The sequence below is a fragment of the Pseudomonas sp. LW8 genome, assembly GCF_041956865.1.
GTDB classification, from domain to species: Bacteria; Pseudomonadota; Gammaproteobacteria; order Pseudomonadales; family Pseudomonadaceae; genus Aquipseudomonas; species Aquipseudomonas siliginis.
The window spans coordinates 3,463,029-3,479,940 of the sequence record NZ_CP168138.1; the positions used below are offsets into that span (position 1 = coordinate 3,463,029).

At 60.8% G+C, this 16,912-nt stretch carries 18 protein-coding genes; 6 read left to right on the forward strand and 12 right to left on the reverse strand.

Annotated features, from left to right (window positions below; all coding sequences use genetic code 11):
• Positions 1 to 16 precede the first annotated feature (16 nt).
• The 4 genes from hcnC to AB9L16_RS15685 all read right to left on the reverse strand — a co-directional run bounded on the left by hcnC (position 17) and on the right by AB9L16_RS15685 (position 4,338).
• On the reverse strand, positions 17 to 1,276 hold the full coding sequence (gene hcnC, locus AB9L16_RS15670; RefSeq protein ID WP_056789007.1) for a cyanide-forming glycine dehydrogenase subunit HcnC: 1,260 nt from the start codon (positions 1,274 to 1,276) through the stop codon (positions 17 to 19).
• Complete coding sequence (gene hcnB / locus AB9L16_RS15675; protein WP_375122360.1) at positions 1,269 to 2,678, reverse strand: cyanide-forming glycine dehydrogenase subunit HcnB; 1,410 nt, start codon at positions 2,676 to 2,678, stop codon at positions 1,269 to 1,271. Before hcnB ends, hcnC begins: the two co-directional genes overlap by 8 nt.
• Positions 2,675 to 2,989, reverse strand: coding sequence for a (2Fe-2S)-binding protein (locus tag AB9L16_RS15680; RefSeq protein ID WP_056789002.1), 315 nt, complete (start codon positions 2,987 to 2,989; stop codon positions 2,675 to 2,677). The genes hcnB and AB9L16_RS15680 overlap by 4 nt, the downstream gene beginning before the upstream one ends.
• Before the next feature lie 419 nt (positions 2,990 to 3,408).
• Positions 3,409 to 4,338: a hypothetical protein gene (locus AB9L16_RS15685; protein WP_375122361.1), complete on the reverse strand. Its 930-nt coding sequence runs from the start codon at positions 4,336 to 4,338 to the stop codon at positions 3,409 to 3,411.
• 307 nt (positions 4,339 to 4,645) lie between these two features.
• On the opposite strand from AB9L16_RS15685, the gene AB9L16_RS15690 reads away from it, so the two are divergent.
• Together AB9L16_RS15690 and AB9L16_RS15695 are read left to right on the forward strand one after the other, a co-directional pair.
• Positions 4,646 to 5,329, forward strand: a complete 684-nt coding sequence (locus tag AB9L16_RS15690) for a response regulator transcription factor (protein ID WP_016775228.1) — start codon at positions 4,646 to 4,648, stop codon at positions 5,327 to 5,329.
• Positions 5,307 to 6,701 carry a HAMP domain-containing sensor histidine kinase gene (locus tag AB9L16_RS15695; protein ID WP_041477024.1) on the forward strand — a complete coding sequence of 465 codons (1,395 nt, stop codon included), beginning with the start codon at positions 5,307 to 5,309 and terminating at the stop codon, positions 6,699 to 6,701. The genes AB9L16_RS15690 and AB9L16_RS15695 overlap by 23 nt, the downstream gene beginning before the upstream one ends.
• 131 nt (positions 6,702 to 6,832) lie before the next feature.
• Here the strand turns inward: AB9L16_RS15695 and AB9L16_RS15700 are convergent, their stop codons facing one another.
• The 4 genes from AB9L16_RS15700 to AB9L16_RS15715 form a co-directional block, all read right to left on the reverse strand.
• Positions 6,833 to 7,243 carry an SRPBCC family protein gene (locus AB9L16_RS15700; protein ID WP_375122362.1) on the reverse strand — a complete coding sequence of 137 codons (411 nt, stop codon included), beginning with the start codon at positions 7,241 to 7,243 and terminating at the stop codon, positions 6,833 to 6,835.
• 21 nt (positions 7,244 to 7,264) lie between these two features.
• On the reverse strand, positions 7,265 to 8,062 hold the full coding sequence (locus tag AB9L16_RS15705; RefSeq protein WP_095182032.1) for an SDR family NAD(P)-dependent oxidoreductase: 798 nt from the start codon (positions 8,060 to 8,062) through the stop codon (positions 7,265 to 7,267).
• A 351-nt stretch (positions 8,063 to 8,413) separates the two neighbouring features.
• Positions 8,414 to 9,082, reverse strand: a complete 669-nt coding sequence (locus AB9L16_RS15710; RefSeq protein ID WP_375122363.1) for an HAD-IA family hydrolase — start codon at positions 9,080 to 9,082, stop codon at positions 8,414 to 8,416.
• Positions 9,083 to 9,138: 56 nt separating this feature from the next.
• Complete coding sequence (locus tag AB9L16_RS15715) at positions 9,139 to 9,552, reverse strand: response regulator (RefSeq protein ID WP_056788985.1); 414 nt, start codon at positions 9,550 to 9,552, stop codon at positions 9,139 to 9,141.
• 198 nt (positions 9,553 to 9,750) lie between these two features.
• Here AB9L16_RS15715 and AB9L16_RS15720 point away from each other — a divergent pair, with 198 nt between their 5' ends.
• Positions 9,751 to 10,692: a class I SAM-dependent methyltransferase gene (locus AB9L16_RS15720; RefSeq protein ID WP_375122364.1), complete on the forward strand. Its 942-nt coding sequence runs from the start codon at positions 9,751 to 9,753 to the stop codon at positions 10,690 to 10,692.
• A 122-nt stretch (positions 10,693 to 10,814) separates the two neighbouring features.
• On the opposite strand, the gene AB9L16_RS15725 is transcribed toward AB9L16_RS15720, so the two are convergent.
• The gene (locus AB9L16_RS15725) at positions 10,815 to 11,594 is read right to left on the reverse strand and encodes a helix-turn-helix transcriptional regulator (RefSeq protein WP_056788979.1); all 780 of its coding nucleotides are present in this window, start codon (positions 11,592 to 11,594) and stop codon (positions 10,815 to 10,817) included.
• Between the two features lie 111 nt (positions 11,595 to 11,705).
• On the opposite strand from AB9L16_RS15725, the gene AB9L16_RS15730 reads away from it, so the two are divergent.
• Together AB9L16_RS15730 and AB9L16_RS15735 are read left to right on the forward strand one after the other, a co-directional pair.
• Positions 11,706 to 12,809, forward strand: a complete 1,104-nt coding sequence (locus tag AB9L16_RS15730; protein ID WP_315436158.1) for a polyamine ABC transporter substrate-binding protein — start codon at positions 11,706 to 11,708, stop codon at positions 12,807 to 12,809.
• A gap of 73 nt (positions 12,810 to 12,882) precedes the next feature.
• A complete protein-coding gene (locus tag AB9L16_RS15735) occupies positions 12,883 to 14,007 on the forward strand; it encodes a P1 family peptidase (RefSeq protein WP_375122365.1) in 1,125 nt (374 codons plus the stop codon).
• A gap of 217 nt (positions 14,008 to 14,224) precedes the next feature.
• Here the strand turns inward: AB9L16_RS15735 and AB9L16_RS15740 are convergent, their stop codons facing one another.
• A complete protein-coding gene (locus AB9L16_RS15740) occupies positions 14,225 to 14,857 on the reverse strand; it encodes a TetR/AcrR family transcriptional regulator (RefSeq protein WP_095182036.1) in 633 nt (210 codons plus the stop codon).
• 158 nt (positions 14,858 to 15,015) lie between these two features.
• Between AB9L16_RS15740 and AB9L16_RS15745 the strand changes: the two genes are divergently transcribed.
• On the forward strand, positions 15,016 to 15,456 hold the full coding sequence (locus AB9L16_RS15745; RefSeq protein ID WP_252878494.1) for a hotdog fold domain-containing protein: 441 nt from the start codon (positions 15,016 to 15,018) through the stop codon (positions 15,454 to 15,456).
• 62 nt (positions 15,457 to 15,518) lie between these two features.
• Here AB9L16_RS15745 and AB9L16_RS15750 read toward each other — a convergent pair whose 3' ends face one another.
• Together AB9L16_RS15750 and AB9L16_RS15755 are read right to left on the reverse strand one after the other, a co-directional pair.
• Positions 15,519 to 16,205 (reverse strand): GNAT family N-acetyltransferase, encoded by a 687-nt coding sequence (locus tag AB9L16_RS15750; RefSeq protein ID WP_110600861.1) that lies wholly within the window; start codon positions 16,203 to 16,205, stop codon positions 15,519 to 15,521.
• Positions 16,206 to 16,292: 87 nt separating this feature from the next.
• Positions 16,293 to 16,850 carry a YceI family protein gene (locus AB9L16_RS15755; RefSeq protein WP_236168589.1) on the reverse strand — a complete coding sequence of 186 codons (558 nt, stop codon included), beginning with the start codon at positions 16,848 to 16,850 and terminating at the stop codon, positions 16,293 to 16,295.
• Between the last annotated feature and the right edge of the window lie 62 nt (positions 16,851 to 16,912).

Genomic DNA, 16,912 nt, shown 5'->3' on the forward strand with positions numbered 1-16,912 from the left:
CCCACAGGGGATTGGGTCAGACCAGTTCCAGCGCGGGTGCTGGCTCGACGGCTGCCACCGCAAACCGATCCGCCAGAAACGGCGTGATATCCAGCGGCAAGGGCTCGTCATTCACCAGTTTATCCAGCAGCACACCGGTAATCGCCGAGGTCAGAATGCCGGTGCGGAAGTGCCCGCAAGCATTCAGATAACCCTCGACCCCACGCATCGGGCCGAGGATCGGCAACTCATCCGGCGAGCCCGGGCGCAATCCCGCCCAGGTGCGCTTGAGGTTGACGTCCGCCAGCTCCGGCAGACAGCGCACCGCGCCCTGCACCAGCCCGGCGATTTCCGGGTAGGTGGTGGTGACGTCGAAGCCTTTGTCTTCGGTGGTGCTGCCGATAAGGATTTCGCCGTTGTCCTTTTGCGCCACGTAGCAATCGCTGGTGGTCAGGCAGCCGTTGAGGATTTTCGGCATGCGTTCGGTCAGCAGAATCTGTCCTTTCACCGGTTTCACCGGAATGCGAATCCCCGTGGCCCACTCACTCAGATCCGCCGCCCAGGCACCGGCGGCGTTGATCAGCGTCTTGCAGTGGAACACCCCCGCCTCCGCCGTCTGCACGCCGGTCACGCGAGTGCCGTGATGCAGCACGCCGGTGACGTTGGTGTTGACGAAGATATCGACGCCGTTCTGCCGCGCGCCTTCCATATAGGCATCAGCGAGGCGGAACGGGCTGACCTGATGGTCGCAGAGAAACTCCAGCGCCCCGCGCGCCTCATGGCTGACGCTCGGCTCCGCCGCGCGCAACGCCGCCTGATCGAGCCAGCGCACTTGATCAGCCAGATGCGGAATGCAGCCGACGATGTGCTCGGCGTAGAGCCGGTCTTCATCGTCATAGATCACGAATTTCAGCCCGGTCTTCTCGAACTTGCAATCCATGCCGTGATTGTCTTTCAACTCGCGGTGCAACGCCGGATAGAGCGCGTTGGACTGCAAGGCAAAATCGAAAAACGACGCCGGCAAGATATGCGGCGTACTGGCGTCGACCGCCACCGCTGCGCCCTGGGTTTCGCGCTTGCGGTTGGCCGACATCATGCGAAAGAAAATCACCCCGCAGCCGAGGCCGACCGACTCGCCGATCGCCCACAAACCGCCAGCCGAAGCGCGGGTCGCGTTGCCGGGGCGCTTGGCGTCGATCAGCGCAACTTTCAGATTTTTGCGCTTGGACAATTGGTAGGCGCAGGAGGCGCCGATCACTCCGCCACCGGCAATGACCACGTCGTAGAACTTACTCATGGCAAGCGCCCTCCTTGCCGAGGGACTGGAACGCGGAAAACGGCACCGGATCAATCGGGAAGCGCGGGCGCAACCAACCGACATCCTGACGTCCGGTGGCCTGGCGCAGGCGATCGCTGCAATAGCCGACGCACATCCGCCCCTGGCAATCGCCCATGCTCACGCGGGTGCGCATTTTCAGACTGGCGATGTCTTGCACACCCTGCTCCAGCGCCAGATCGATGTCGGCGCGGGTCGCATGTTCGCAGCGGCAGATCACTGTGTCGGCCGCAGGCAAAGCAATCTGCCCGACACCGCGCTCGGTGTAGCGATCCACCGCCGCACGAAAGCGCACGATGGCTCTGAGCTTGCTCGCGTAACGATCGCGGCGCACCCGGGCCAGCTCGGTGTCGAGCACACCGCGTTGCAGCAGGATCGAAGTGGCGGCGATCTTGCCGGCGAGCATCGCCGCTTCGCCGCCGCGGATCCCGCCCATGTCGCCGGCCAGATGCACATGCGCCACGCTGCTTTGCTGCCAGACATTGGCATTGGCACGCAGGTAGCCATCGGCGCTGAAGCCGTGATCAAGGCCCATCTGCTGGCTCAATTGCGTGCGCGGAATAAAACCGTAACCCACCGCCAGCGTCTGCACTTCGAAACGCTCGACCCGCGACAGATCCGCCTCCCACGTCGACGAATACGGCGCGACGCTGACGCTTTTCAGCTCGCCGTCGCCATGGGCTTCAACCACGCCCCAGCCATAGTTCATGGGGATGCCGTGCAGCTTGAGGTAAGCGAGCATGCTCAAGCCGTCGAGGAACAGCTGCGGTTTGTTCAGCAGCGCCAGACTCTCGCGGGCGATCTTGCCGAACGCACACGCCTCGTAGACGCCAGCGACACGCACGCCGGAGGCATGCAACTGGGTCGCAACCAGCGGCAGCAACGGCCCGGTGCCGGCGATGATCACCGGCCCCCGCGGCTTGACCACACCACTCTTGATCTGCAATTGAAGACCACCGAGCAGAATCACTCCCGACAACGTCCAGCCGGGGAACGGCACACTGCGTTCGTGACATCCAGCGGCTAACAGCAGTTGCGGATAAGCGATCTCGTGCAGTTGCTCATCACCGTCGAGCACCACCACTGCGCGGGTGCCTTCGGCGCCGACCACGCGATGGTTGAGGCGCACGTCAATCAGCCCCGATTGCTGCTGAAATTCGCCGTGCAGTTTGTCCAGTGCTTCGGAATAACGCGGGCCGAGATAATCCAGTTGCACACCATCACGCAGCGGCCCGCGATAGACCACGCCGCCGAGGCGCGAAGCCTCTTCGAGCAAGGTGCAGCGCACGCCGTGGCGCGCCAGTTCGATGGCCGCCGCCATTCCCGCCGGCCCGCCGCCGACAATCAACGGTTGCAGGCTCATACAACCTCCTGCCCGACGACGCGGTTGACTTGGGTTTCAATCAGCATGCCGTCGCGCACCACGGTCTGGCAGGCGCGGCGCTTGTGCCGACCGTTGATTTTCACCAGACAGCACTGGCATACGCCCATGCCGCAATAGGCGCCGCTGATCTGATCGTGATCGTTGCGTGCGATCTGGCGCACGCCGAGGGACTGGATGACGCTGAGAACGGTTTCGCCGATGGCGGCGCTGACCGCTTGGCCATTGATGTGCACGGTCATGTCCGCCTGCACCAAGGGCTGGATATCGAAGGTTCTTTCTAGGCAGTTCATTACGGTATTCGTCCGTGAAGATTCAGTTGAGGTTGTGACAGCTCCTTGCTGCACTACGCCTCGTCGACGCTTTTTTATTGCTGTGTTTTCAACGTCGACGCGGATACTTCGTCAGCGCAACAAGGTGCGCGACAAGCACTGTAGCTCATACCTCAGCAAAGGCCTGGATCATTTACGGTAGGCGATATCGCCAGGGGAAATATTGATCCAGGCCAGTGAAGATGGCGGGATGGAAACGGTTAGTTGGAGAAGACGAACTGGCCCCGCAGAATGCAAAAAGCCGCTTTCACCCGAAGATGAAAGCGGCAGAGGCATCCTGCCTCAGAGGGATCAGTGTACGAACAGGGCGATCAGGATGATGATCGGGATCGGTACGCCGAGGAAAAACAGCAGTAATGAGCGCATGGTGACTCTCCTTTTTAACGGACCGGAGTGGTAGTGGTGTAGGTGTCGACTTCAACGTACTCGACTGCATCGCGACGACGACCGCCGAAGGTGGCTGCCAGGCTGGCGAAGAACGCACCGGCCAGCAGCGCGACGAACATCCACAGCGAGGTGTAGGCCGCGACTTTGGCGGCGGTATCGGCCGCTTGCTGAGCTTTCAGTTTGGCGTCAGCGATGGCTTTCTGGGTGTTGGCGTAGATTTCGTCGACACGACGTTCAGCATCGGCCTGGCTCAGATTGGTACGTTGCGATACCAGTTGTGCGAGGTAGGTACGGTCTTCGGCGCTGAGCTGACCGTTGGCCAGGCTTTGCGTGAAGATGCGGGTCACAGTGCCGCGTGCAGCGTCATCGCTGACGGCAGCAGGACGATCATCGCGGAACAGGCTGTCGACGAAGTAGCCGTACTGATCGCTGTTAGTATTGGCTGCGGCAGAGCCGGCGGCCTGGCTCATCGCACCGGCAGCACCGCCGACTACGTTGGCACCCGCCTGCACACCGCCACTTACGACGCTGCTGACCGAACCGACCACCAGCACAGCGGTCACCAAAGTAGCGACGCACCAGGCGAGGAAACCATGTGCGGTGTCGCGGAAGTAGACTTCGTCACCGTGCATGTTGGCCCACTTAACGCGCAGACGGCCGGCAATGTAGCCGCCCATGCCGGAAGCGATGATCTGCGTCACCGCCAGCCAGACGATCGTTGAAATGCCCAGGCCCTTGGCGCTGACGCCTTCTCCGGCCCACGGTGATACAGCCGAAAAGCCCAGGCCAAACCCGAGCAGCACCAGAATCATCGACAGCGCGGCGGCAGCCGCAGCACCGGCGAAGATCGCGCCCCAGGACACGCCTGACACGCTGCTCGACTCTTCCAAGGCAGGATAATAGCCATCAGGGGATCTATTCATTGTTGTAGTGCTCCAGGCATGAAAAATGGTGTTACAAGTCGTCGTGTGAGGAATTGCAGTGACCGTGCCAGTCGCACACTTTTAATAACTTCTTTTCTTTCAATGAGTTACAAAACTTGAACTTCCTCGGACCGTGCAACTTGCAATAAAGCGCATCCGATTGCGGGTTTTCTGCATTAACCAAAGCGTGGCAAATCCGATCAGTTCTGATTCACCAGGCGACGAAGATGAAAGTTAATTTAAAGCGCCACGGCAAATTCTTGGCAAAATGCTGCCATTCCGTTTGAACCGATCAGCAGGCCTGCCTATGACTCGTATCTTGACCATCGAAGACGACGCCGTGACCGCGCGGGAAATCGTTGCCGAACTGAGCAGCCACGGGCTGGATGTCGACTGGGTCGACAATGGCCGCGAAGGCCTCGACCGCGCCGTGAGCGGCAACTACGACCTGATCACCCTCGACCGCATGCTGCCCGAGCTGGATGGTCTGGCCATCGTCACCACCCTGCGCACCATGGGCGTGGCGACGCCGATTCTGATGATCAGCGCCCTCTCCGATGTCGATGAGCGCGTGCGCGGTTTGCGCGCCGGTGGCGATGACTACCTGACCAAACCGTTCGCCACCGATGAAATGGCCGCGCGGGTCGAAGTGTTGCTGCGCCGACAGAACAGCGTCGCCACCCAGGCCACGACATTGAACGTCGCCGACCTCGAACTCGACCTGATCAGCCATGAAGCCCGCCGCGCCGGCCAGGTGCTGACGCTGCTGCCGACCGAATACAAACTGCTGGAGTTTCTGATGCGCAACAGCGGCCAGATTCTCTCGCGGATGATGATTTTCGAAGAGGTCTGGGGTTATCACTTCGACCCGGGCACCAACCTCATCGACGTGCATATCGGCCGGCTACGCAAGAAGATCGACGCAGCCGGCAACGTTCCGCTGATCCGCACGGTACGGGGCTCGGGCTATGTCATTGCCGAACCCGTCTGACGGCTGGCGCTCCTCCAGCAGCCGCTTGCTGGCGCTGTACAGCTCGCTGTTCGTGGCGTGGAGCGCGATCCTCATGGGGGTCATGTATTACGAGGTGTCCGGCTACCTCGACAAACTGGCCAAACATTCGTTGATGCAACGCCAGCACCTGTTCTCGCATTTTCGCGGCGAGCAACTCGAAGACGCGCTCGCGGCCAGCATGACCTTCGATATTCGCGGTATCGACGCCTATGGTCTGTTCAGCGCTGACGGTGTTTACCTGGGCGGCGCACTCCAGCAAATTCCCGAAGGACTGCCGCTGGATGGCAAGATCCATATGCTCGCCGAGTGCGCCGATTCCGATGACCCGACCCTGCCGAGCGACAGCTGCGATGCCGTAGCCACGCAAACCCGTGACGGGCGCTGGCTGGTGCTGCTACGTGACAATGGCTCGCTGTTCGCGGTGACGCGGATCATTTTGCACGCGCTGTTCTGGGGGGTGTCGCTGACGATTATTCCCGGGGTCGCCGGTTGGCATCTGCTGCGGCGTCGACCGTTGCAGCGCATCCGCGCGATCCAGAATAGCGCGCAGGCCATCGTTGCCGGCGACCTGACGCACCGCTTGCCGCTGTCCAATCGCCGCGATGAACTGGACATGCTCGCCGCCATCGTCAACGCCATGCTCGAGCGCATCGAGCGCTTGATGAACGAGGTCAAGGGCGTCTGCGACAACATCGCCCACGACTTGCGCACGCCGCTGACCCGTTTGCGCGCGCAGTTGTATCGCATGCAGCAACAGGCGGGTGAAGGTTCGCAAGAAGCGGCGCAACTGGACTTGGTACTGGCTGAAGCGGATACGCTGATGGCGCGCTTTCGCGGTTTGCTGCGGATTTCCGAACTGGAAGATCGCCAGCGTCGTTCAGGTTTCGTCGAACTTGATCCGGTGCGTTTGCTGGAGGAGTTGCACGAGTTCTATCTGCCGCTGGCCGAGGAAGGCGATCTGCGCTTTCAGTTGAACATGCCGGAGACGCTGCCGCCGCTCAATGGCGACCGCGCGTTGCTGTTCGAAGCGTTGGCGAACCTGCTGAGCAACTCGATCAAATTCACCCCGCCCGGCGGCACGGTGATGTTGCGTGGGGTCAATGCCGGTGGGCAGACGCGGATCGAGGTGCACGATTCAGGGCCGGGGATTCCCGAGGCGGAACGTGAGGCGGTGTTCCAGCGGTTTTACCGCACCGAGGGTGGCCAGCCGCAGAGTGGTTTTGGTCTGGGGTTGTCGATCGTTGCGGCAATAGTCAGCCTGCACGGCTTCAGTCTTGAAGTCGGCAGCAGCGATCTGGGCGGGGCGAAACTGGTGCTGGATTGTCGGCAGAGTTTGATCAGTCAGGCCTGACGTCTCGCGCCGATCGTTCCCACGCTCCGCGTGGGAATGCCTCAAGGGACGCTCCGCGTTCCGGCTTTCGAAATGGGACGCAGAGCGTCCCGGGCTGCATTCCCACGCAGAGCGTGGGAACGATCTGCGTCTCAGGTTGGGTAATTGGCCCGCAAGGCTTCGAGCCCGCCCTGGTAGATGCCGTTGAACAGCGCCACCACTTCTTCATCGCTCACGCCGACCGCATTAAATCGCCCCGACCACGTCACACGCGAGCCCTGCCCCTGGGCTTCAACCTTGATCGTCGCCAGGTAATCGCTGGCCGGAAACGGTGCCTGTTCAATCGAATAGCTATAGGTTTTTGCGGCGTTATCGAAGGTCTGCAGACGTTCGACCACTACGCCGCCGTCAGCGGTGTGCAGGGTGCGCACTCGCCCGCCTTCGCTCAGTTCACTGTTGGTGATCAACGGCAGCCAGTCCGGCAGCGTGTTGAAGCCGCCGATCAATTGCCAGACCTGATCGGCCGAGGCCGGGATGTCGATGGTTGCGGATGCAGTTGGCATAAAACCTCTCTTTTGGAAAATTCAGATAGTCAGGCTGTCGACCACGCCGCCATCAACGCGCAAGGCTGCGCCCGTGGTGGCCGAGGACAGTGGTGAAGCAATGTACGTGACCAGATGCGCCACTTCCGAAACATCCGCCACGCGCTGGATGATCGAGGTCGGACGGGCCTTGCGCACAAAGGCGTCGGCTTCGTCGCGCAGCTCCCGCCCGGACTCGGCGGCCGCGTCTCTGAGCATGTCCTGCAGACCGTCGGTGAAGGTCGGCCCCGGCAGGATCGCATTGACCGTAACACCGGTACCAGCCAGACGTTTGGCCAGGCCGTGGGACACCGCCAGGTTGGCGCTTTTGGTCACGCCGTAATTGAGCATGTCCGCCGGCGTCGCCACCCCGGATTCCGATGACAGGAAGATCACCCTGCCCCAGCCCTGCTCAACCATCGCCGGCACATAATGCCGCGCCAGGCGCACGCCGGAAATCACGTTGACCTCGTAGAAGCGCGTCCACTCACTGTCGGGAGTCTCGAAGAAATCGACGTCGTTGAAGATGCCGAGGTTGTTCACCAGAATGTCCGCGCGCGGTTCGGCGGCGAACAGCTTTTCCGCACCCTCGGCCGTGCCCAGATCAGCGGTCAGCCCGCGCAACTGCGCGCTGGGCACGGCTTGGCGTATGCTCGCCAGCGCCTGCTCGACCTTGGCCGTGTCACGACCGATCACCACCACCGTCGCCCCGGCTTCGGCCAGCGACTGGCTGATGCCCAGACCGATGCCGCCGGTACTGCCGCTGACGATGGCCAGTTTTCCACTCAGATCGATCTTCATGCGTTTACCTCATTAGCAAGGAGTTCCACCGCGCTCGACTTTAGCGACGATTTCAGAAGCATGGATCAGCGTAGTTGCGATATTGCCGGCATGGTTGAGCTGCCGACCGGTGACGGGGATGTTGTTTGATCGACGATCCCCTGTGTCTGGCAGACCGTAGCCCCTCACCCTAGCCCTCTCCCGGGGGAGAGGGAACCGATCGAGTTGTGCTGAATTTGACGTCGACCTGAAAGACCATAGCGATTATGGATTCAGAGAAGACTTTTCAAGTCGGCGTATTACCTGAATATCCCCCGGTCAGTCCCCTCTCCTTTCGGGAGAGGGCTAGGGTGAGGGGCATTTCGGAACAGATCAGATTTCCGTCAGACGAAGCAGACCATCGGCGCCGACGCTGACGCTGATCGCATCGTAACTGGCCAACGTCGCATGCGCCGTTTCGATCGGATGCTGGTGCGTGGTGGTGATGATCATCAACGCGGCGCCCGCCGCTTCCGCAGCCTGAATACCAACCGTGGCGTCTTCAAAAATGAGGCAATCCGCTGGCTCGACACCGAGCTTTTTCGCCGCCAGCAGATAACCCGCAGGATCAGGCTTGCCAGCCTTTACATCTTCAGCCGTGATCATCACCGCCGGCTCGGGGATACCCGCCGCCGCCATCCGCCGCAACGCCAGATCGCGAGGCGCAGACGTCACCATTGCCCAGCGATCTTTCGGCAGAGCATTGAGAAATGCCGCCGCCGCAGGAATCTCGACAATGCCTTCAACGTCATTGATTTCCGCTGCGGTGATGAACGCCGCTTGTTCCTCAGCATCCAGCCCCGGCAGATTCAGCCGGGTGATGGTGTCGATCGCCCGTGCGCCATGGATGGTCGGCAAAAACGTCTCGACATCAACACCATGGCGCACCGCCCACGCTGACCAGATGCGCTCGGCGGCGGCGATGGAATTGAGGACGGTGCCGTCCATGTCGAACAGGAACGCGCCGAATACGCGATCAAAAACCGATGCTTGTGCAGACAAAAGAACAAATCCTCTGACAGTTGGCCGGGCAGCCTGGCCCGGCAATGTAGCACTTGTCAGTGCAACTGCGGGGCCTTGGATTTGAACGCACTTTCCACACAGTCGAGCAATTGACCGATCGCCCACGGCTTCTTGATGAACGCCACCGAATGCTTGACCCCGGAGGTCTCCGGCGTTTCATAGCCGGACATGACCATCACCGGTTTTTCCGGCCAGCGATCGCCGACCAGATTCGCCAGGTCGGCGCCGTTAAGCGTGCCGGGCATGGTGATGTCGGTCAGCAATAGCGCGACGTTCGCCGCGTGTTCTTCCAGATACAGTGAGGCGGCGTCGGCGCTGGTTTGCGGTTCGACCTTGAACCCTTCCTCCTGAAGAATTTCGCAAAGAAACTCCAGAATCAACGGATCGTCCTCGACAACCAGAATCAACCCGCCAGGAAGGTGCGCGCTCGACGTAGGTGTAGGGCACATGAACAGCACTCCCCCGAATTACATTTTTGATAAGCGGTTTTGAATCCGCTGCTTATCTGGTATGAGCAGCGCGCCCTGTAGAAATTCATTTTTGATACAGAGGATTTCGCCAAGGTGTTGTTTTTCGAAGCGCGGCGCCCATCGAATCCCCTCATTTGTGGTTAAAATGCCGGCCCTTTGCCTGGCCGATCCTGATCCATGAACCCTGAAGCCCTCGCTACCCTCCACGCTCATTTGCTGCCCGCACTGGCAACGGCGCCCAGCGAAACCCGCCGTTTGTTTCACGGGCGCGGACGCTGCTGGCCGGGGCTGGAGCAACTGACCGTGGACTGGTTGCAGGGCGTGGTGCTGGTGTCGCTGTTCAAAGAACCGGCGCCTGAGCAACTGCAGGATCTGCGGGATTCGCTGCTGCAACTCGCCGCCTCGCCTCAATGGCAGCAGTCCGGTGCACATACCCTGCTGATCCAGCACCGTCACCTGCCGCAGAGCACGGCCGAATGGCTGATCGGTGAGGAAATCGAAGAAATGACCATCGTCGAGGGCGGCTTGCAGTACCGCGTCGACCTGGGACGCAAGCAGAACACCGGACTGTTTCTCGACATGCGTTACGGCCGCAACTGGGTGCGCGAACAGGCAGCGGGCAAGCGGGTGTTGAACCTGTTCGCCTACACCTGCGGCTTTTCCGTAGCGGCAATCGAGGGTGGCGCCAGCCATGTGGTGAATCTCGACATGTCCCGTGCGGCCCTGAGCCGAGGGCGTGACAATCACCGCCTGAACGGCCACGACCTGAGCAAGGTCAGCTTTCTCGGCCACGACCTGTTCAAATCCTGGGGCAAAGTGATCAACAGCGGCCCGTACGATCTGGTGATCATCGACCCGCCGTCGTTTCAGAAAGGCAGCTTTTTGCTGACCAAGGACTATCAACGCGTATTGCGCCGCTTGCCGGAACTGTTGACTGCGCAAGGCACAGTGCTGGCGTGCATGAACGACCCGTCGTTCGGTTCCGACTTTCTCATTGATGGCGTGACCCAGGAAGCGCCAAGCCTGCGCTTCGATCATCGGCTGGACAATCCGCCGGAGTTTCCCGATATCGATCCAGAGAGCGGCCTGAAAGCCCTGGTCTTCCAGCGCAGCCACTAACACAGCGTAAGTTCACCTGTGGGAGCGAGCCTGCTCGCGAAAGCGCAGTGTCAGATAACAATTTTGTTGACTGATACACCGCTTTCGCGAGCAGGCTCGCTCCCACACAAGTTCTGCGTTGATCAAAAAGCCGTCGGCCGCAGCACCAGTGCAAACAACTCACCATGCCCGGTGACGTTGAGCTTGTGATAGAGATTGCGTCGATGCACTTTCACGGTCTCCGGCGAAATCCCCATCTGCTGGGCCATCGCCTTGCTGGAAAAGCCCTGCAGGATCAGACGCGCCGTGTCGATCTCGCGCGCGGTCAGCCGGGCATCGAAACGGTCCAGCAGCGTCGCCAGATCACCTACCACCGCGTCAGCCACCGGCCCTTGCGGCGGCAGCAACTGCATGTGGCGATGCATCGCCGCCAATACCCAATCACGAATGCACAACAGTCGGCCCTGCTCGGCCATGCCAAACGCGGTCGAGCGGCCCAGGGACAAGCCGAGTACCGCGCCTTCGACGTTGATCAGAAACTGCAATTCATCCTCGCCCACCACGGCACGAAAATAGCTCTGGTAATACTCGCTGTGCAGAAACTGATCCGGCGCAACAGAGGCCAGGCTGTGCAGGCCGTCGCTGATCCCGCTGACAGCGGCTTGATAGAACGGATCGAGCAGGTACATGCCGGCGGTATAACCGGCCAGCTCCTGCTGGTCGTCCACGCCCCCCTTGCTGTCGAAGTCGATCAGCAAACGCGGCGGCTGGCCGGGCTGCATCAGGGCGACGAGGGCATTGTCCAGCGGCACCAGCAGGCGCAGGGTGTCGACCAGCGCGCGCCAGAAACCGTCCTGCCCGAGGTGGGAAAATACCCGCGCCAGACTCTGATGCACCGGCAATTCCTGCAACAACGCGTCCACGCACTACCCCTTTCGAGTAACCCATGATGGGAATGGGGCTGGTGTGACCGGCCCGTTAGCCTGACCACTCCAGTTCATCACCGGCCTGCGACAGGCCAGGAGTGCCGCATCATGCGTCGTCACCGTGGATCTATCAACCCGGGCCTGCTGGCCTGTTTTTGTCTCTCCTCGGTCGCCATGGCGGCAGACATACCGAGCGTGCATGTCTACAACTGGTACGACTACATCGGGCCGAACACGCTGCACGATTTCCAGCGCGACAGCGGCATCCGGCCGGTGTACGACACCTTCGACAGCGCCGAAGTGCTCGAAGGCAAACTGATGACCAGCCGCAGCGGCTACGACGTTGTCGTGGCGAGCAACTTCAGCCTGCCGACCCTGATCAAGGCCGGAGCCCTCGCTCCATTGCCTCGCGATCAACTGCCAGGCTGGCAAAACCTCGACCCAGAGCTGTTGAAGAAACTCGCGGTCAACGATCCGGGCAATCAGTACGCCGTGCCTTACCTGTGGGGTACCAACGGCATCGGCTACAACGTCGAAAAAGTCCGCGCCGCGTTGGGTGACAAAGCGCCGGTGGATTCCTGGGAGTTGCTGTTCGACGAAGCCAATCTTGCCAAACTGAGCGAGTGCGGCGTGGCGATGCTCGATTCGCCGTCGGAGATGCTGCCGGTCGCCCTGCATTACCTGGGTTTGCCGCCCAATAGCACCGATCCCGAGGACTACAAAAAAGCCGAAGCACTGCTGCTCAGGCTGCGCCCGCACATCGCCTACTTCAACTCTTCGAAGTTCATCAGCGATCTGTCCAACGGCAATATCTGCGTGGCGGTTGGCTGGTCCGGGGCGATGCTCGAAGCCAAGACCAACGCCGAGCAGGCCAATAACGGCGTAAAGATCGCCTACAGCCTGCCAAAGGAAGGCGCGCCGGTGTGGTTCGACACTCTGGTACTGCTCAAGGACGCGCCCAATCGCGCCCAGGGCCTGGCGTTTATCGATTACCTGCTGCGACCGGAGGTGATCGCGCCGGTCAGTGATCACTTGTCGTACCCGAATGGCAATCGGGCCGCGACAAAGCTGGTGGCAGCAGCAACTCGCGACAACCCGGCGGTCTACCCGTCCCCCGCCGCCATGGCCACCCTCTACACCCTCGAACCCTTGCCCAAAGCCGCCGAACGCGTGCGTACACGGGTGTGGAGCAAGGTCAAGAACGGCCAGTAACCCGCGCAAGAAATCTGCCTGCCTCATCCGAGCGGTAAGCCGCCCGACCTTTTCAATGAAGAGACTGAACCTTATGAATCCGCGTGCCCGTGATCTCGATATCCTGATTGGCCAGATGCAACCCGGCCCGCTCAACGCCATTACCGATGTGCCGGGGGTGCGCGTCGGTCACAGCAATGTACGTGGTCGCAGCAGCAGCGGCCGTGACATCTGCACCGGCGTCACGCTGATCGAGCCGCGCCCCGGCTCGACCTGCCAGCAACCGTGCTTTGCCGGCGTGCATGTACTCAATGGCAACGGTGATGCGACCGGCCTGGAATGGATTCGCGAGGCCGGTCTGCTGACCAGTCCGATTGCCTTTACCAACACCCACAGCCTGGGTGTGGTGCGGGATGCGCTGATTGTGCTGGACCGTGAGCAACAGCCGGATGATGGGCGGCTTTACTGGAATATGCCGGTGGTGCTGGAAACCTTCGATGGACTGCTCAATGACATCAACGGCTTTCACGTCAAGCCCGAGCATGTCGCCGAGGCACTGAACGGCGCCGTGGATGGGCCGGTAGTCGAAGGTGCGGTGGGTGGTGGCAGCGGCATGATCTGCCATGAATTCAAGGGCGGTATCGGCACCGCATCGCGCCGTTTGAGTGCTGCCCAGGGTGGCTGGACCGTTGGCGCGATCGTGCAGGCCAACCACGGCATTCGCAGTGAACTACGCGTCGATGGCTACCCGGTCGGACGCTATATGGAACTGAAGAATTCACCGTTCCTGCGGGCAGCGCTGCCGCACCCGGGCATGGGCTCGATCGTCGTCTGCCTGGCGACTGATGCGCCGCTGCTGCCCCATCAATGCACGCGCCTGGCACAGCGTGCCAGCCTGGGCCTGGCGCGTACCGGCGGCGGTAACGAAGACCACAGCGGCGACATCTTCATTGCCTTCGCCACCGGCAATGATCACGTCCCGCCCGCCGCTTATGAGGCTAAACGCGCAGCCACCTGTGACGGTTTGCGCATGGTCAACAACGACCACATCAGCGAGCTGTTTCTGGCCGCGACCGAAGCCGTTGAAGAAGCGATCATCAATGCCCTGCTCGCCAGCGACAGCAGCGAGGGCAACGGCCATTCGGTGCCGGGCCTGGATGCGCAGACGCTTCTGGCAGCGCTGAAAAAATCCGGTTGGCCGGGGTCGCGCCCGGCATGAACCGGCATTGTGCAAGGACGACTGGCGGTACTTGAGTCGTCCATTGCACGCTCCCAGGATGAAGCTACGCGGTGCCTGGATTGATCCGGCGCTGCGTAGGCGTGGGTGTACTGACTCCCAATCAAGCCCAAGTTCTGCTTCACACGCCTCTTGAGCCTCACGGGCTCTACTTCCTCCCCATCAAAGAGCTTGGAGGCTCTTTTTTTGTCTGCGTATTTCAGTTCTCGGCGAGACCTTCGGCGCGAATCGACCGCCATGCCGCCTGCGCAAGCACTTCGCGATAAGCCATCGGACTGCCCTTAACTCGCCCTGCCAGCCAGGCCCGGCAGTAACTGTCCGCCTGGCCGATGATCAGCGATGGCAGCAACTCCGCAGGCAAATCCTTAAGCTCAGCGGCGCGACCCGATTCGGCCAACCACTGGCCCAAGCGCAGGTTGCGCGTCTTGTTGCGCTCGGCCAGCTCTTCCTTGAACGGGCCTTTGGTCACTGCGAATCGTGCGTGGTACTGAAAACGCGCCCACTGCGGCTGCTGCTCGACCCAGTCGACATAGCTGAAGACCAGCGCCTGCACTCCTTCCTCCGTGGTAATGGCCGCGTCCAGATACGCATCACGCAGACGCGCCTGATCCTCCAGCGCGGTGAAAAACAGCGCCGCGACCAGCCCTTCCTTGTTGCCGAAATGGTGGTAGATCGCGCCAACGCTGGTGTCGCACTCGGCACGGATCATTTCGATGGTGGTGGCTTCGATCCCCTGTTCATTGAACAGGCTCAGGGCCTTGCGAAAGATATCGCGTTTGAGTTCGGCGCGGCGGCCGGGGTAGCTGCGTTCCAGTAGATCGGCGGTGTCCATGCTGCTCGGGTCCAAAAACGGAGATTGAAAAAGGCATCAAGTGCCCGTGAACAAATCGCGCCTAGGTTGACAGATTTGCCGCGAACAGAATACCGTTCCGTTACAGAACATTATTCTGTAACGGAACATAATTCTGCAAACCACCCAGTGAGGCTTCCATGAGTCAATCTCTCAGCATGTTCAACAGCGTCGGCGCGGATGCATTCAGCAAAATGGCCTGTCAGTTCGCCCCGTACTTCAGCACCATCAATCCGCTGATCAGCGAATTGCGCCCGAACGCCGCCACCGTACAAGTGCCGTTTCGCAAGGAAATTACCAATCACCTTGGCACGGTGCATGCGATCGCCCTGTGCAACGCGGCGGAACTGGCCGGCGGAATGATGACCGACGTCTCGATCCCGTCCGGCGCGCGCTGGATTCCAAAGGGCATGACCGTGGAATACCTGGCCAAGGCGAAAACCGACGTCACCGCCGTGGCCAGCGCCGAAGGTGTGGATTGGCAAAGCGATGGCGACAAGGTGGTCAACGTCGACATTCACGATGCCGAGGGCAAAAAAGTCTTCACCGCGCGCATCACCATGAACGTCAAGATCGGTTGAAATTGCAGGCACAAAAAAGCCCTCGTTGCGCAATGCGCAGCAAGGGCTTTTTACTGGCCGGGTCAGTGCAGAGTCAGGCGCTGACGGACAAATTCTTCTACGTGGCGGCTGGTCTGGTCCAGATGGCGGTCGCGTTGTTTTTCCGCATCGAGCATCGCGCGCTTGCCGTTTTTCTGCAGCAAGTAAGTATGAATCTGCTGCACTTCCAGCGAGCGATAGATCGGCGTGGTGTCGATGAACCCGCGCAGGCCGTTGCTGCGGTAATGCCGCGTGCTCATCAGCACCTGCGTTTCGCGCTGGCCGATCACTTCGAAACCCAGCGCCTCGAAATACGGCACCTTGCCAATGCTGCAGGCCAGTTCCGCATGCGGATAGCGCCCGACCATGTCCGCGAGCATCGCCCGCGCCACACCTTGGCGCCGATGACCTTCACGCACCGCCATGTACGCGACGCTGCACGCCTCCCAATCGCCCTGCACTGGCAGACAGATGAGAAATCCGATGACTTGCTCTGGATCCTCATCGTCAGTGGCCACCAGCAATTCCACCTCGGTGCCCTTCTGGCCGTTCAACGCCTCGAGGTACAGATGCACCTCATAACCCACCGCGTACTGATAAACGTTGTACAGCAGATTGCTCGGGCCGAGGCCGACAGCACTGATGTCGGTCAGGTAATCGACGACCATTTGCAGGATCTGGCTGTTGACGCTTTCCGGGCATGGGGAGGTGTAGTGGGTGATGCGTGGCATGGGCAAACTCCGGCGATAAAAAACGTTGCCGATGATCAGAGCCGTCGACGAACCGCGACATCATACCGCGCCGAATCTATCGAACCGTCACTGTTGTGGCGCCACCACCCTGAATTTGATGTTGATGTCCCTCGACACCACGCTGTCAGCCCACTCCCCTGCGCCGAGGCCGAACTCCTCACGGTTGAGCACCAGCTCGCCGTCGAAAATGCCAATAGCGTTGTCCGGTTTCAGCTCTACCGGCACCTCGACATCGCGAGTGATGCCTTTGAGCGTGAGCTGACCGGCGACCTGGTAACGATGCTCGGCCACCTGGGTGAAACGACGGGACTCGAATACCGCGAGCGGGAATTTTTCAGTATCGAACCAGGCGGGTTTCACCAGCTCGGTATTGGCGTCTTCGCTGCCGGCGTCAATGCTGCTCAGGTCGATATGCAAGGTGGTGCGGGCGTTGGCAAGGTTTTCGGTATCTAAATCCAGAGCCGCCTCGAACTTGCCAAAGGTGCCGTACATTCGCGAGCCCATCTGGTTGTAGGTGAAACTGATCTGGCTGGCGCTGGTGTTGACCCGGTTATATTCAGCGGCCTGCGCACAGGCCATGACAAAGGATGTAAACGCGGCAACCAGCAGCAATCGCGACGTCATGGAATTCTCCGGGCGGCGTGTGTCGTCGAGGGCCTTGGTTGACTTAAGCAAACAGCCGAGCG

Excerpts from the sequence above, each read along its gene's own strand:
- AB9L16_RS15745 (WP_252878494.1), top strand. The coding sequence starts at position 15,016 with ATGAGTCAATCTCTCAGCATGTTCAACAGCGTCGGCGCGGATGCATTC.
- hcnC (WP_056789007.1), bottom strand. The coding sequence starts at position 1,276 with ATGAGTAAGTTCTACGACGTGGTCATTGCCGGTGGCGGAGTGATCGGC.
- AB9L16_RS15755 (WP_236168589.1), bottom strand. The coding sequence starts at position 16,850 with ATGACGTCGCGATTGCTGCTGGTTGCCGCGTTTACATCCTTTGTCATG.
- AB9L16_RS15680 (WP_056789002.1), bottom strand. The coding sequence starts at position 2,989 with ATGAACTGCCTAGAAAGAACCTTCGATATCCAGCCCTTGGTGCAGGCG.
- AB9L16_RS15700 (WP_375122362.1), bottom strand. The coding sequence starts at position 7,243 with ATGCCAACTGCATCCGCAACCATCGACATCCCGGCCTCGGCCGATCAG.
- AB9L16_RS15720 (WP_375122364.1), top strand. The coding sequence starts at position 9,751 with ATGAACCCTGAAGCCCTCGCTACCCTCCACGCTCATTTGCTGCCCGCA.
- AB9L16_RS15690 (WP_016775228.1), top strand. The coding sequence starts at position 4,646 with ATGACTCGTATCTTGACCATCGAAGACGACGCCGTGACCGCGCGGGAA.
- AB9L16_RS15730 (WP_315436158.1), top strand. The coding sequence starts at position 11,706 with ATGCGTCGTCACCGTGGATCTATCAACCCGGGCCTGCTGGCCTGTTTT.
- AB9L16_RS15750 (WP_110600861.1), bottom strand. The coding sequence starts at position 16,205 with ATGCCACGCATCACCCACTACACCTCCCCATGCCCGGAAAGCGTCAAC.
- AB9L16_RS15715 (WP_056788985.1), bottom strand. The coding sequence starts at position 9,552 with ATGTGCCCTACACCTACGTCGAGCGCGCACCTTCCTGGCGGGTTGATT.
- AB9L16_RS15735 (WP_375122365.1), top strand. The coding sequence starts at position 12,883 with ATGAATCCGCGTGCCCGTGATCTCGATATCCTGATTGGCCAGATGCAA.
- hcnB (WP_375122360.1), bottom strand. The coding sequence starts at position 2,678 with ATGAGCCTGCAACCGTTGATTGTCGGCGGCGGGCCGGCGGGAATGGCG.
- AB9L16_RS15740 (WP_095182036.1), bottom strand. The coding sequence starts at position 14,857 with ATGGACACCGCCGATCTACTGGAACGCAGCTACCCCGGCCGCCGCGCC.
- AB9L16_RS15695 (WP_041477024.1), top strand. The coding sequence starts at position 5,307 with ATGTCATTGCCGAACCCGTCTGACGGCTGGCGCTCCTCCAGCAGCCGC.
- AB9L16_RS15705 (WP_095182032.1), bottom strand. The coding sequence starts at position 8,062 with ATGAAGATCGATCTGAGTGGAAAACTGGCCATCGTCAGCGGCAGTACC.
- AB9L16_RS15685 (WP_375122361.1), bottom strand. The coding sequence starts at position 4,338 with ATGAATAGATCCCCTGATGGCTATTATCCTGCCTTGGAAGAGTCGAGC.